The sequence below is a fragment of the Burkholderia sp. LFS061 genome (assembly GCF_047978125.1).
Taxonomy (GTDB): Bacteria; Pseudomonadota; Gammaproteobacteria; order Burkholderiales; family Burkholderiaceae; genus Burkholderia; species Burkholderia pyrrocinia_C.
In genome coordinates this window covers 78872-91386 of the sequence record NZ_JBFPFS010000023.1, presented here as the reverse complement: position 1 = coordinate 91386, position 12515 = coordinate 78872, and the positions used below count along the sequence as shown (strand labels likewise).

Here is a 12515-nt window from a genome sequence, read left to right as displayed (position 1 = left end):
TGGATTATTCGCGCAAGGCGCGCTTTATCGGCAATGCTTCGTCGAATATTTTACTTTTCGCACACAACGCAAAAGCCTTTGCTGTATTGATGCAGCGCCCCAAAAGCCTTCATATCAACAGGAATTTTCTTTCATTTTTATTATCCACAATCGATTAAAGCAGCGTAGCCGCACGCATGTGCGATTCGGTGATTTGATTCACCTCATCCATTTGCCAATCCGGGTGCTTATGCGCACCTCGCCATCCATAAAATACCGATTCAGCCAATTCAATCCGGTTGCAGTGGAATTATTTACCCGATATCCGACCGGATTTTCCGCAGCGCGGGCGGCGGCGCGCGATACACTCGCCGCCGCCCGTCACCAACAATCAACCCGCCATCAATGCCCGCCGCCCGGCAGCGCGATATCGATCAGCACCGGATCGTGATCCGACGAACGATATGCATCCGGTGCGTAGTACGTCTTCTGCTGCTCGGCCGACTTGTACGCCATCGTGTATTGCAGCGCGAGCGGCTCGTCCGCGTTGATGTGCCATTCGTGCACGGCCTTCACGTGCGATGCAAGCGGCAGCGTCGCGAGCGCGTGATCGAGATAGCCGGCTTCGCCGTTGTACACGTAGCTGTACGCATTCGCGCCGATCCAGCGCGCGACGAGGTTGCGGTAGCCGCGCGATTCGAGCGCGCGGATCGGATCTTCATGCGTGTAGCTGTTGAAGTCGCCGATCAGCAGCACGCCCTGGCCCGCGACACCCGTCGGCGTGCCGGCGAGCCAGTCGGCGACCTTCGCCGCCGCACGCGTGCGCGTCGGGTTCCAGCAGCCCTGGCCGTCGCCCTGGTCGAGATCGTCGTTCGCGGCGTCCGGGCAGTTCTTCGACTTCAGGTGGTTCACCGCGATCGTCAACGCCTGCTTGCCGCCGATGCGGCGGAACGACTGCGCGAGCGGCTGGCGGTTCTTGTCGTCGATCGCGAGCGTGGCCGCGCGGCCGACCGGTTCAACCTTGCGGCTGTCGTAGATCATCGCGACCGCGATCGCATCGCCGCCAAGGCGCGACGTGCCCGGATCGACGACGCGCCAGTGGTTGCCGAGCTTCGCCGCAAGCTGGCGTACCGCGCTCAGTTCGCCGTAGCCGTTGTTCTGGATTTCCATCAGGCCGATCACGTCGGCGTCGAGCGCCTTCAGCGCGCTGACGATCTTCGCTTCCTGACGCTGGAATTCCTGGTAGTTCTTCGCACCGCGGTTGTTCGGATCATCGAAGCCGCCGCCGAGACCGTTGCCGTTGAAGTAGTTGAGGACGTTGAACGATGCGACGCGCAGGTTCGATTTCGGATCGCGCGCGGGCGCGTTGGTGCGAGGGTTCGTGCGCGCGTCGAATGCCGGCACGGCCGCGCCGGGCAGCGGCTGCACGCGCCATGCGCCGTAACGCACTTCGAGCACGCCTTCGACGTCGCGCACGGTGTAGCCCGCGCGCAGCGTGTTCGCGGCCGACAGGCCCGGCGCCGGATACGGCACGGTCGCGGGGTTCTGCTTGTTCGAACCGTCGTCGAGGACCAGCCGGTTGCGTGCGTTCGCATCGATCTGCGTCTGCGCCTGGGCGGGCGGCACGACGCTCGTCGGCGTGCGCAGGCGGCCGTTGCTGAGCAACACGCTGCCGTAGCGGCCGAGCTCGTAGTTGTCGGTGACGTTCAGCGTCTGCGGCAGGCGCACGAGCATCCCTTCATACGCGGCGAACCCGTTCGGGCTGTCGACCGGCAGCGCGAGCGTCGCAGGCGTGACGGTCTGGCCGTTCGCGCACACCGCGATCGCACCCGACTGCGTGAGCTGCGTCTGCCCGTATTTCTCCTCGACCTTGCCCGTCACGTGCACGAGATCGCCGGCCTTCGCACGCACTTTCGGCGCATAGACGAACAGGCCTTCGGACACGCCCGGCTGGTTGCGGCGCTGCGCGTCGGCCTGCTGGACGAAGAAGCCGCCGAAACCGTCCGTGCCGCCGAAATCGGCAGTGACGACGGCTTCGATCGATACGTTCTGGCCGGCGAGCGGCGACGGCGCGCCCGGCCCCTGGATATCGGCGATCGGCGTCGCGCTGCCGCCGCAGTTCGGGCTGACGGGCGCGGCGGTGGCGGCGATCGCCGGCGCAGCGAGCGTGGGCAGAAGCAATAACGGGGCAAACAGGCGGATTGTCGAGCGCATGGCAGGGAATCCCGGTTGTGAGGGTGGCGAAAGCTTAACGGCGCTCAATGACAGTTTTTGGTAATCGACAGACAGGCCGATGTAATTTCCGCTATCGCGCCGCGATCGCCACACCGGCCACACGATCGCGCATAAAAAGCGGGGAATCGTCCGACAAAAAATCTGCCGTGCTCGCGACGATTCCCCTGAGTGACCTTCGTCAACGCACCGTCGCGCTAGACCGTCCCCGGCAGCGCGCTCGACACGAGCACGGCCGCCACCATCAGCACGCCGGCCAGCACGACCGCCTCGATCCGCAACACCGCGCCGAACCGCCGCAACGGGCCGGCCGGCATCGCGGCGGCCGGATTCTTCAGCGCGGCCAGCAGCTTCGGCATCCCGAAGAAGCGGTTGTGTCCGCCGAGCGCCGCCGCAGTCAGTACGAGCGCGAACTTCAACAGCAGGATCTGCCCGTACGTCGACGCGAGCAGGTTGGCGGGCGTATCGACACCGCGCCACCCGTTGTACGCGCCGGTCGCGAACAGCACGATCAACGCATAGGTCGACGCATCGGAAAGCGACTGCACGAACGACGCGCCGGTCTCGCGTTCGCCCGCGGGCATGCCGACGAGCCGCGGCATCACGCCGAACGCCGTCACGAGCACGAGCCCGACCCACGCGCTGATCGCCAGCAGATGCAGCCAGTCGACCCACACCGGCACGCTGAACAGCCCTGCGTCGACCGGATGACCGCCGTTGCTGCGCGCGAGCGCGACGCATGCGAGCGCGGCCCACATCGCGAACGGAAAGCGCGTGTCGTTCGCATGTCTGACGAACGACAGCAGCACGACGACAACCATGAGCGCGGCGCCGGCCAGCCACGCATGGCCGAAACCGGTGCCCACGAGCATCGCGCGGACGGCCGGCCCTGCGTCGAGCATCGACACTTCGCTCATCAGCGCGCAGTGCGCCCAGAACGCGGTGATGCTCGCGAGCAGCGACGCGACCGACGCAATGCGCAGCGTCGCGACGAGACGCCGCGCGATGCCGTGCTGCCACGCCGACGCGCCGCGCGCGAGCCAGTGGCTGCCGAGCAGCGCGCCGACGATCACCGCGAACCCGGCGTTCTGGATCGCCACCGATACGAGCCGCAGCAGGCCGACGAAGCCCTCGTTCACCCTTTCACCTTGAACGTATAGGTGCCCTTGGTGCGATGCGCGTCGGCCGTCATCACCGCCCACTGCACCGTGTACGCGCCCGGCGCGAGCTTCGGCATCGCGACGGTCATCACGCGCGGGTTCGACGCATCGACCTTCGCCTTTTCCTGCGTGACAGCGTTGCCGTTCGCGTCCGACACCTTCACCGAACTGAAGGTCGGTTCGAGGTCTTCGTTGAACGTAAGCCGCAACGCGTCGGGCGCCGTATCGACCGCGCTGCCCGTCGCGGGCGCGGCGCTTTCGAGCTTGCCGTGTGCCGATGCCGCGACCGGCGCGGCCGCGAGAATCGCGCCGGCCGCGGCGAAGGCGGCCAGCCGCGTGAGAGTCGTGATCTTCATGTTCATGCCCGGCGTCACGGCTTCTTCAGCTCGACGACGGTCAGCGCACCGCCCACGTCCTCGGCGACGAAATCGATCTTGTCGCCTACCTTCACCTGCGACAGCATTGCAGGGTCCTTCACCTTGAACACCATCGTCATCGCGTCCATCCCGAGGTTGTCCAGCGGGCCGTGCTTGATCGTCAGCCTGCCCGCGGCCGTGTCGACCTTGCGGATCTCGCCGTGCGACATCCCGTGCTTCGCGTCGGCGCCCTGCTTCGCGCCGCCGCTCATGTCCATGCCGGCCATGTCGCCGGCCGCGTACGACGCGGCGGAAAACGCCAGCGCGCAACCCGTTGCAATCGAAACCAGTCCCTTCTTCATCATGCTTGCTCCCGAGTGAGTGAATCGAAACCGGCGGCCGCATCGGCACGGCCGCCGCGTACTGCTACTGCTGCTCAGCCGTCCGGCAATTCGCCGGTGTATTCGTATGCGACGGTGCCCTTCGGATGCCGGAACCAGCCCGGGTCGCGATAGTCGTTGCGGCCGAGCCCCTGCCGCACCTTGAGCACCGTGAACATGCCGCCCATCTCCAGCGGCCCGAACGGGCCCGTGCCCGTCATCATCGGCAGCGTGTTGTCGGGCAGCGGCATTTCCATGTTGCCCATCGCACCGCCGGTGCTGCCCATCGCCATGTAGTCCGGCACGAGCTTGCCGATCTTTTTCGCGAGATCCTTCTGCGGCACGCCGATCAGGTTCGGCACCTGATGGCCCATCGCATTCATCGTGTGATGCGACTTGTGGCAATGGAACGCCCAGTCGCCCGGGCGATCGGCGGTGAACTCGATCGCGCGCATCTGGCCCACCGCGACATCGGCCGTCACTTCCGGCCAGCGCGCCGCCGGCGGAATCCAGCCGCCGTCGGTGCCCGCGACTTCGAAGCTGTAGCCGTGCAGGTGGATCGGATGGTTCGTCATCGTCAGGTTGCCGAAACGAATCCGCACGCGGTCGCCCGCGCGCACCGGCAGCGGGTCGATGCCCGGGAACACGCGCGAGTTGAAGGTCCACATGTTGAAATCCGTCATCTCGTTCACGCGCGGCGTGTAGCTGCCGGGATCGATGTCGTACGCGGCGAGCAGGAACACGAAGTCGCGATCGACCGGCATCGTGCCGCGATCCTTCGGGTGCACGATGAACATGCCCATCATCCCCATCGCCATCTGCACCATCTCGTCGGCGTGCGGGTGATACATGAACGTGCCGTGCGATTCGAGCTGGAACTCGTAGACGAAGGTCTTGCCTGGCGGGATATGCGGCTGCGTGAGGCCGCCGACGCCGTCCATCCCGTTCGGCAGCCGCAGCCCGTGCCAGTGGATCGTCGAGTGCTCGGGCAGCCGGTTAGTCACGAAGATGCGGACGTTGTCGCCTTCGACGGCCTCGATCGTCGGGCCCGGCGACTGGCCGTTGTAGCCCCACAGGTTCGCGTTCATGCCGGGCGCCATCTCGCGCACGACGGGCTCGGCCGTCAGGTGGAATTCCTTCCAGCCGTTCTTCATCCGCCACGGCAGCGTCCAGCCGTTCAGCGTCGCGACGGGCGTGTAAGGACGGCCGTTGGGCGGCACGAGCGGCGGCTGCGTGGCGGTTTTCGCCATCGTGGGCGCTTCGGGCAGCGACGCGGCGCCGGCCTTGCTGACCATCGCGGCGCCCAGCAGCGCGGCGCCCGAGCCGCTGAGAAATTGTCGACGGGACACCATGTCAATGACCTTCAGGATGCGTTGTAGGCGCCGGTTGCGCCGCGGGTGAGGAAGCCGGCTGCGGCGCAGCGTCGGCGTCGGGTTCGGGTTCGGCGGAAACCGCCGCGCGCGGCGCGGGGCCCGAAGTCGGCAGCCGGCCGCCGACGGCCATCTGCAGATCGGTTTCGGCAAGCCAGTAGTCCTTCAGCGAATCGATGTAGCCGTTCACCGCGCCGACCTGCTCGCGCGCATCGGCCAGCAGCTCGAACACGCTCGCGAGCATCCCGTTGTAGCGCAGCAGCAGTTCGTCCGAGATCGTCTTGCGCAGCGGCACGACTTCGTCGCGATAGTGCTTCGCGACGTCGTAGCTCGTCACGTATGCCGCGTACGACTCGCGCACTTCGGAGCGCGCGTCGATGGCCGTCTTCGCGAGCCGGTTCGCCGACTGCATGTAGACGGCCTCGGCCCGCGCGACCTTCGCGCCGCCCCAGTCGAACAGCGGAATCTCGACGCTGATCTCGTAGCCGTGCTCGTGGCCCTTGCCGGTCTCGTAGTTGTTCACGTAGCCGAGATCGACCGCGTTGACGAAGCGCGTGGCCTTGCTGAGGCCGAGCGACGACGCGACGCCCTGCGTCTGCAGCTTCGCGGCCTGGATATCGAGGCGGTTGCTCATCGCGAAGCGTTCGAGATCGGGCAGGTCCGGGCGCGCGTTCGGCAGGTCGGGCAAACGGTCGGGCAGCGCGTACTGCGCGCGCTCGCCCCACAGCCCCATCGCACGCGTGAGCTTCTCGCGCGCGGCCACGGCCTGCTGGCGCACCTTCGCGTGCTGCGCGACCGCGTCGGCATGGAACGCCTGTTCGCGCGCGTAATCGAGCCGGCTGAAGTTGCCGGCCTGCCGCATGCGCTGTGCGAGTTCGGCGGCCGCGCTCGCGGCATCGCGCACCTGCTGCGCATAGTTCGCGGCCTGCTCGGCGGCGACGGCCTCGACATACGCACGGCGCGCGTCGGCCGCCGCCTTCAGCATCGCGTCGGCCGTTTCGAGCTTGGTCTGTTCGAAACGGCGGCGCTCGATGTTCGTCGCGAACGGCATCGTCAGCAGCGCGAACACGTTCGCCGAGAACGTGCGGCCGAGGCTCAGCTCGCCGTCGCCGGCGCGCGTGCGGCTGAACGAGAAGCGCGGGTTCGGCAGCCGGCCGGCCTGCACGAGGTCGGCCTCCGACAGCCCGAGCTCCGCGTACGACGCCTGCAGGCCGCGATTGTTCAGCAGCGCGACCTGAACCGCGTCGTCCATCGACAGCGGCTTCGCGAGCAATTCCCGGGTCCGCTGGTCGACCGCTTCGCGGTCGGCATCGGTGCGGACGACGACGGCGTCTTTTCCGACCCGTTCCGACGCGGTGGACGACACGGCGCCGAAGCCGCCGTCCTTCGAAAACGTCGTGCAGCCCGCGAGGAATGCCAGCGCGACCGCAGCCGCGACGATTCGCGGCGATATCGACAGGTTCTTCATCGCGCGGCCCCTCCATGCATCGAATGGGCGCCGCCGTTGCCCGCCGGGTCGCCGGGCTTCGCGGCGCCGGTCGTGCGCCCCTTCGCGGGCCGCTCCATTACGTCCCGGTTCAGCTGCTTCCAGCCCGGGCCTTCGTCGTCGCGATACGGCCGGTAGCCGTCGAACGCGGACGTCACGGTGACGTCCGGCACCGTCGCGGCGGCGTCCGCCGGATCGGGAAGCGGGGGTTGCGCAGGCGCGAGCGACGGCACGATGGCCGCCGCGCTCAACAGCGCCGCAGTGATCAATCGCATGAATGAGTCTCGTCGTGAGTCGTCCGGCGGCTGGCGTGCAGCCGGCGGAATGGATTGCGGGTCGCGGCCGGTCGGCCGCGGGCAGGGACTAGACGGGAGTCCGGCGAGGCGGCCGCTCGATGCCGCCGGTCAGGAACGACACGACGACGGCCGAAGGCGGATACGACGCGATCGCGATCCTGGCGTCCGCCGCAGCCGGCACCGCTCGCACACCCGACATGCCCGTGCCGAAGCAGCAGGACACACAGGCGGCACACGACGCCGCGTGGCTTTCGTGATCCCCGTGGTTCCCCCGCGCGCCCTGCTCGGTCGACATCGTGTGCGGCGCCTCTTCCGCATGCGGCACCGCAGCGCCCGCGCACTGCATCGAAACAGTCGCGAACGACTGGATCGGCAGGCTCAACGCCAGCAGCACGACGAGGATGAATTTGCGCCAGTACGACATGGAAACGGAATCAGGCAGGCAACGATCGGATCGGCCGGCGCAGCGCCGCGACGGCGCGCTCCGGGGACAACACGGCTGCAGCTTATCGCCGCCGCCGTGACGACGACATGGTCGAAACATGACAGGATTTTCATGAAACGCGGGCGAAGCGGCGAGTAAGCACTTCATGAAATTTCCGTCATCCGGCGGTCATCTTTCGCGCACGCTCGGCGCCGTAAGCTCAGGCGTTACACTGACCGGCTGGAACCACGGACAGCCTGCCTCACCATGCGGATACTGATAGTCGAAGACGAACCCAAGATGGCGTCGTACCTCCGGAAAGGGCTGATGGAGGCGAGCTACACGGTCGACATCGCGGAGAACGGCAAGGACGGGCTGTTCCTCGCGCTGCACGAGGATTTCGATCTCGTCGTGCTCGACGTGATGCTGCCGGAGATGGACGGCTTCGAAGTGCTTCGGCGGCTGCGCGCGCAAAAGCAGACGCCCGTGCTGCTGCTCACGGCCCGCGAGGCGATCGAGGACAAGGTCGCCGGCCTCGAACTGGGCGCCGACGACTACCTGCTCAAGCCGTTCGCGTATGCCGAGTTCCTCGCACGCATCCGCTCGCTGCTGCGCCGCGCGCCGCGCAACGTGCGCGACATCCTGAATGTGGCCGATCTCGAAGTCGACCTGATCAAGCGTCGCGTGCGGCGCGCCGACCACCGCATCGACCTGACCGCGCAGGAATTCGCGCTGCTGCAACTGCTCGCGGAACGCGAGGGCGAAGTCCTGACGCGCACCTTCATCACGTCGCAGATCTGGGACATGAATTTCGACAGCGACACGAACGTCGTCGATGCGGCGATCAAGCGGCTGCGCGCGAAGATCGACAATGCTTACGACAAGAAGCTGATCCATACGATCCGCGGCATGGGTTACGTGCTCGAGGATCGTCCGTGACCGCGAGCCCGGCTTCGTATTCGCTGCTGCGGCGCCTGACGCTCGCGTTCGCCGTCGTCGCAGCGCTCGTGTTCGCGCTGACCGGCGCGTACCTCTATCGTTCTTTGTCCGCCGAACTGACGCGGCGCGACGACATCGAGATCTCCGGCAAGCTCAACCAGTTCCTGCAGCTCGCGCACGCGAGCGGATCGACAGCCGCGCTGCGCGCCGATCCGGCCGTGTTCCACGAGGTGCTGCTGTCGCATCCGGGCGTCTATCTCGGCATCTACGACGGGCAGAACCGTCCGCTCGTCGAGCACACCGACGAAGCCGGCAATACGCTCGCCACGGTGATCGCCGCGCCGCATACGGCCAGCGGAACCGGTAAACCCGGCGACCCGTTCACCTGCTCGCCGCCCGGCATCGGTGCGTCGCGCTGCGTCTATGCACGCGCCACGCTGCCGTCCGGCGAGGCGATCCAGGTCGCGCTCGCACGCACGGCGACGGATCGCCAGTCACTGCTCGAAAGCTATCGCGTCGACATCTGGCTCGCGGCCGCCGTCGGCGCGCTGCTGGTCGGCGCGCTCGGTTATGCGGTCGCGTCGCGCGGCCTGCGCCCGGTCGAGAGCCTCGGCCGGCAGACGTCGCTCATCGAGGCGCACAACCTTAACGCGCGCCTCGACGCGCGCGGCGGCCCGGTCGAGCTGCGCGAGCTCGCGACCTCGGTCAACCGGATGCTCGACCGTCTCGAACGCGCGTTCGTGCGACTGTCGCAGTTCTCGTCCGATCTCGCGCACGACATGCGCACGCCGCTCGCCAACGTGATCAGCTCGTCGCAGATCACGCTGTCGCGCGCACGCACGACCGAAGAATACGAAGCGCTGATCGATTCGAATATCGAGGAATGCGAACGGCTGCAGCGGATGATCGAGAACATGCTGTTTCTCGCGCGCACCGACAATGCGCGGCAGCACCTGAAAACCGCAGAACTCGACGCGGGCAGCGAACTGCGCAGGCTCGCGTCGTATTTCCAGGCACTGGCCGACGAGGCCGGCGTGCGCATCGACGTGCGCGGCAATGCGCCGGTCGTTGCTGACGCAACGCTATTCCGGCGTGCGGTCAGCAACCTCGCGTCGAACGCGCTCGAACATGCGCAAGCCGCGTCGACGATCGAGCTGGCCGTTTCCGTGCAGGCCGGTTACGCGGTCGTCGAGGTCACGAATCGCGGTGCCGCGATTCCGCCCGAACAGGTCGACCGGATCTTCGAGCGCTTCTACCGCATCGATTCGTCGCGGCACGGTGCGGCGCGAAACGCGGGGCTCGGGCTCGCGATCGTCAAGTCGATCATGGAACTGCATCGCGGCAAGGTCGAGGTCGCAAGCAGCGACGGACGCACGACGTTCGCGCTTTACTTTCCGCGCGGCACCGATAGTTAGTTTGGCCGTTCGCTGCCGGCTCGCAATCACCGGGCCTGCGCGGCGCCGAACGATCCGCGCAGGCACACGAGCAGCACGATGGTCGCCGCGCTGAACACCGCCCCCGCGTAGAACGTGGCTGCGGCGCCCACGCTGTCCCACAGGATGCCGGCGACGACGCTCGATGCGAGCGTCACGACGCCGCTGAGCAGATTGAAAACGCCGAACGCCGTGCCTCTCAATTCGGACGGCGCGGCTTGCGCGACCATCGTGGCGAGCAACCCTTGCGTCATCCCCATATGGAGCCCCCACAGCGCCACGCCGACGAGTACGGTTCCCCAGTGCGTGCCGTGCGCGAGCACGAGATCGGCTGCGACCAGCATGACGAGTCCGGCCACCATCAGCTTCGTGTGGCTCGTCGTGTCGGCGAGCTTGCCGAACGGATAGGCCGACAACGCGTACACGACGTTCATCGCCACCATCACGAGCGGAACGAGCGCGACGGGTACACCGCTGCCCATCGCTCGCAGCACCAGGAAAGCCTCGCTGAAGCGGGCCAGCGCGAACACGGCACCGACGGCGACGACCCACCAGTAGCGCCCGCCGAGTTGCTTCACGACGTCGCGGCGGATCGGGTTGACGCGCTTGTCGCCCGGTGCGCGCGCCGGCTCTTCGATACCGAACGCGAGCAGCGCCACGGCCAGCATGCCCGGGATCACGGCCAGCCAGAAGGCTAGGCGGAAGTCGTCGCGCCACATCAGCATGATGGCAACGGCCAGCAGCGGCCCGAGAAACGCACCCACCGTGTCGAGCGCCTGTCGCAGCCCGTACGCGGCGCCGCGCAGGTGGACCGGCGTGACGTCGGCCACGAGCGCGTCGCGCGGAGCACCCCGGATTCCCTTGCCGATCCGGTCGACGATCCGCGCCGTCACCACGACGCCGATCGTCGGCGCGATGGCGAACAGCGGCTTGCTGAGCGCGCCGAGCCCGTATCCGGCGACCGCCAGCCACTTGCGATTGCGCAGATAGTCGCTCAACGTGCCGGAGAACACCTTGACGACCGGCGCCGTCGCCTCGGCGATCCCCTCGATGACACCGATCGCGGTCGCGCTCGCGCCGAGCCCCGCCATCAGGAACATCGGCAACAGGCTGTGGATGATCTCCGACGATACGTCCATCAACAGGCTGACGCAGCCCAGCACCCAGACGCTGCGCGGAATTTGACGAAGAATGCCGGTCGACGATTCGGTCTGCATGGGTCGCTCTCGATTCGGGAATCCTGACACGGGACACCCCCGATACTACTGCGGGCCGGTGACGCACGGCACACGGACGCGTCGACGTTAATAGAGAGTCAGAGGCTTCGCTTGGTTTTCGGATCAGCCACCTGGCCCGGCATTGTTGCGCACGGCCGCCAGTAAACACCCCAAGGTGGGGGTTCGTCATCAGGTTGAATTGAATGACGCATTTTGAGGGTTATACGACCTTTGAGCCATTCGAGTCGGGTTCCATAATTTGCACAGGTATCAAGCCGGAACACGAGCATAAGCGCGATTGCGCGTTGTGCGTCCGGTTTGGCCAATCTCGAGCAAAGAAAGGAACGGAAGATGAGGCTCAAGAACAAGTCAGCTTTGATTACGGGCGGTACCAGCGGCATCGGTCTCGCGACCGCCAGGCTTTTCATTGCAGAAGGCGCCCGAGTTGCGGTTACCGGTCGCGACGATGCAGTGTTCGAGCGCGTGAAGGCCGAGCTTGGCGAGAATGCGTTGGTTCTCAAGGGCGATGTACGTTCGATCGAGGACATGCGAGCGATTGCCGCAGAGGTAAAAGAGCAGTTCGGCGGGCTGGATGTCGTGTTCGCCAACGCTGGTTGGGCTTTCCCGTCCGCGGTCAACGACATCGACGACCACCTCTACAGCGAGATCATGGACATCAACGTCAAGGGCGTGGTGTTCACGCTTCAAGCGGTGCTGCCGGACTTGCGAGAGGGTTCCTCAGTCATCCTCAACACGTCGTTCGTCGCCCAGACCGGCAAGCATGGCATCTCGTTGACCGCGGCGGCGAAGGCCGCCGTGCGATCGCTTGCCCGTAGCTGGTCCTACGAGTTTCTCGATCGCAAGATCCGGTTCAACGCGATCGCGCCTGGCGGCACGGACACGCCCCTGCTCAGCAAGTGGGGGATGTCGGACGAGGATGTCCGCAACTTCAAAAGCGAGTTCGCGAAGACCATACCGGTCGGCCATCTGGGAAAGGCAGAGGACATTGCCTACGCGGCGCTCTATCTCGCCAGCGACGAATCCTCCTACGTTGTCGGCAGCGAGCTGGTTGTCGATGGCGGCGCCTCGCAGCTTTAAGCCTGCGCTTTCTGATTCAAGAGCCCTGCACGTTCTTCCGGCTCGTCCACACCTTGATCACACGTCCACCCGCATGCGTGTCGTGGTGGTTTTCAATCCGGCCCCAACCCTGTTGCGCACGGAGGGGCCGAAGCGCAAGGAGAAA

General features: G+C 66.4%; 12 protein-coding genes. 3 read left to right on the top strand and 9 right to left on the bottom strand.

Annotation, left to right across the window (positions count from 1 at the left end):
* Positions 1-381: 381 nt before the first annotated feature.
* The 8 genes from ACNQQL_RS20805 to ACNQQL_RS20770 form a co-directional block, all read right to left on the bottom strand.
* Positions 382-2193, bottom strand: coding sequence for an ExeM/NucH family extracellular endonuclease (locus ACNQQL_RS20805; protein ID WP_347065327.1), 1812 nt, complete (start codon positions 2191-2193; stop codon positions 382-384).
* 215 nt (positions 2194-2408) lie between these two features.
* The gene (locus tag ACNQQL_RS20800) at positions 2409-3350 is read right to left on the bottom strand and encodes a copper resistance D family protein (protein ID WP_347065326.1); all 942 of its coding nucleotides are present in this window, start codon (positions 3348-3350) and stop codon (positions 2409-2411) included.
* Complete coding sequence (gene copC / locus ACNQQL_RS20795) at positions 3347-3727, bottom strand: copper homeostasis periplasmic binding protein CopC (RefSeq protein ID WP_347065325.1); 381 nt, start codon at positions 3725-3727, stop codon at positions 3347-3349. Before copC ends, ACNQQL_RS20800 begins: the two co-directional genes overlap by 4 nt.
* 14 nt (positions 3728-3741) lie before the next feature.
* The gene (locus ACNQQL_RS20790) at positions 3742-4089 is read right to left on the bottom strand and encodes a copper-binding protein (RefSeq protein ID WP_347065342.1); all 348 of its coding nucleotides are present in this window, start codon (positions 4087-4089) and stop codon (positions 3742-3744) included.
* Between the two features lie 74 nt (positions 4090-4163).
* The gene (locus tag ACNQQL_RS20785) at positions 4164-5459 is read right to left on the bottom strand and encodes a copper oxidase (RefSeq protein ID WP_347065324.1); all 1296 of its coding nucleotides are present in this window, start codon (positions 5457-5459) and stop codon (positions 4164-4166) included.
* Position 5460: 1 nt separating this feature from the next.
* Complete coding sequence (locus ACNQQL_RS20780) at positions 5461-6945, bottom strand: TolC family protein (protein ID WP_347065323.1); 1485 nt, start codon at positions 6943-6945, stop codon at positions 5461-5463.
* Entirely contained in the window at positions 6942-7238 is a 297-nt protein-coding gene (locus ACNQQL_RS20775; protein WP_072438334.1) for a hypothetical protein, read from the bottom strand. Before ACNQQL_RS20775 ends, ACNQQL_RS20780 begins: the two co-directional genes overlap by 4 nt.
* A gap of 88 nt (positions 7239-7326) precedes the next feature.
* Positions 7327-7683: a hypothetical protein gene (locus ACNQQL_RS20770; protein WP_347065322.1), complete on the bottom strand. Its 357-nt coding sequence runs from the start codon at positions 7681-7683 to the stop codon at positions 7327-7329.
* 267 nt (positions 7684-7950) lie between these two features.
* Here ACNQQL_RS20770 and ACNQQL_RS20765 point away from each other — a divergent pair, with 267 nt between their 5' ends.
* Both ACNQQL_RS20765 and ACNQQL_RS20760 read left to right on the top strand, forming a co-directional pair.
* Positions 7951-8622, top strand: coding sequence for a heavy metal response regulator transcription factor (locus tag ACNQQL_RS20765; protein ID WP_347065321.1), 672 nt, complete (start codon positions 7951-7953; stop codon positions 8620-8622).
* The gene (locus ACNQQL_RS20760; protein WP_347065320.1) at positions 8619-10037 is read left to right on the top strand and encodes a heavy metal sensor histidine kinase; all 1419 of its coding nucleotides are present in this window, start codon (positions 8619-8621) and stop codon (positions 10035-10037) included. The genes ACNQQL_RS20765 and ACNQQL_RS20760 overlap by 4 nt, the downstream gene beginning before the upstream one ends.
* A 26-nt stretch (positions 10038-10063) precedes the next feature.
* Here ACNQQL_RS20760 and ACNQQL_RS20755 read toward each other — a convergent pair whose 3' ends face one another.
* Positions 10064-11272, bottom strand: a complete 1209-nt coding sequence (locus tag ACNQQL_RS20755) for an MFS transporter (protein WP_347065319.1) — start codon at positions 11270-11272, stop codon at positions 10064-10066.
* Between the two features lie 351 nt (positions 11273-11623).
* On the opposite strand from ACNQQL_RS20755, the gene ACNQQL_RS20750 reads away from it, so the two are divergent.
* Positions 11624-12370 carry an SDR family oxidoreductase gene (locus ACNQQL_RS20750; RefSeq protein WP_347065318.1) on the top strand — a complete coding sequence of 249 codons (747 nt, stop codon included), beginning with the start codon at positions 11624-11626 and terminating at the stop codon, positions 12368-12370.
* Positions 12371-12515: the final 145 nt, after the last annotated feature.

Excerpts from the sequence above, each read along its gene's own strand:
- ACNQQL_RS20805 (WP_347065327.1), bottom strand. The coding sequence starts at position 2,193 with ATGCGCTCGACAATCCGCCTGTTTGCCCCGTTATTGCTTCTGCCCACG.
- copC (WP_347065325.1), bottom strand. The coding sequence starts at position 3,727 with ATGAAGATCACGACTCTCACGCGGCTGGCCGCCTTCGCCGCGGCCGGC.
- ACNQQL_RS20790 (WP_347065342.1), bottom strand. The coding sequence starts at position 4,089 with ATGAAGAAGGGACTGGTTTCGATTGCAACGGGTTGCGCGCTGGCGTTT.
- ACNQQL_RS20785 (WP_347065324.1), bottom strand. The coding sequence starts at position 5,459 with ATGGTGTCCCGTCGACAATTTCTCAGCGGCTCGGGCGCCGCGCTGCTG.
- ACNQQL_RS20780 (WP_347065323.1), bottom strand. The coding sequence starts at position 6,945 with ATGAAGAACCTGTCGATATCGCCGCGAATCGTCGCGGCTGCGGTCGCG.
- ACNQQL_RS20775 (WP_072438334.1), bottom strand. The coding sequence starts at position 7,238 with ATGCGATTGATCACTGCGGCGCTGTTGAGCGCGGCGGCCATCGTGCCG.
- ACNQQL_RS20770 (WP_347065322.1), bottom strand. The coding sequence starts at position 7,683 with ATGTCGTACTGGCGCAAATTCATCCTCGTCGTGCTGCTGGCGTTGAGC.
- ACNQQL_RS20765 (WP_347065321.1), top strand. The coding sequence starts at position 7,951 with ATGCGGATACTGATAGTCGAAGACGAACCCAAGATGGCGTCGTACCTC.
- ACNQQL_RS20755 (WP_347065319.1), bottom strand. The coding sequence starts at position 11,272 with ATGCAGACCGAATCGTCGACCGGCATTCTTCGTCAAATTCCGCGCAGC.
- ACNQQL_RS20750 (WP_347065318.1), top strand. The coding sequence starts at position 11,624 with ATGAGGCTCAAGAACAAGTCAGCTTTGATTACGGGCGGTACCAGCGGC.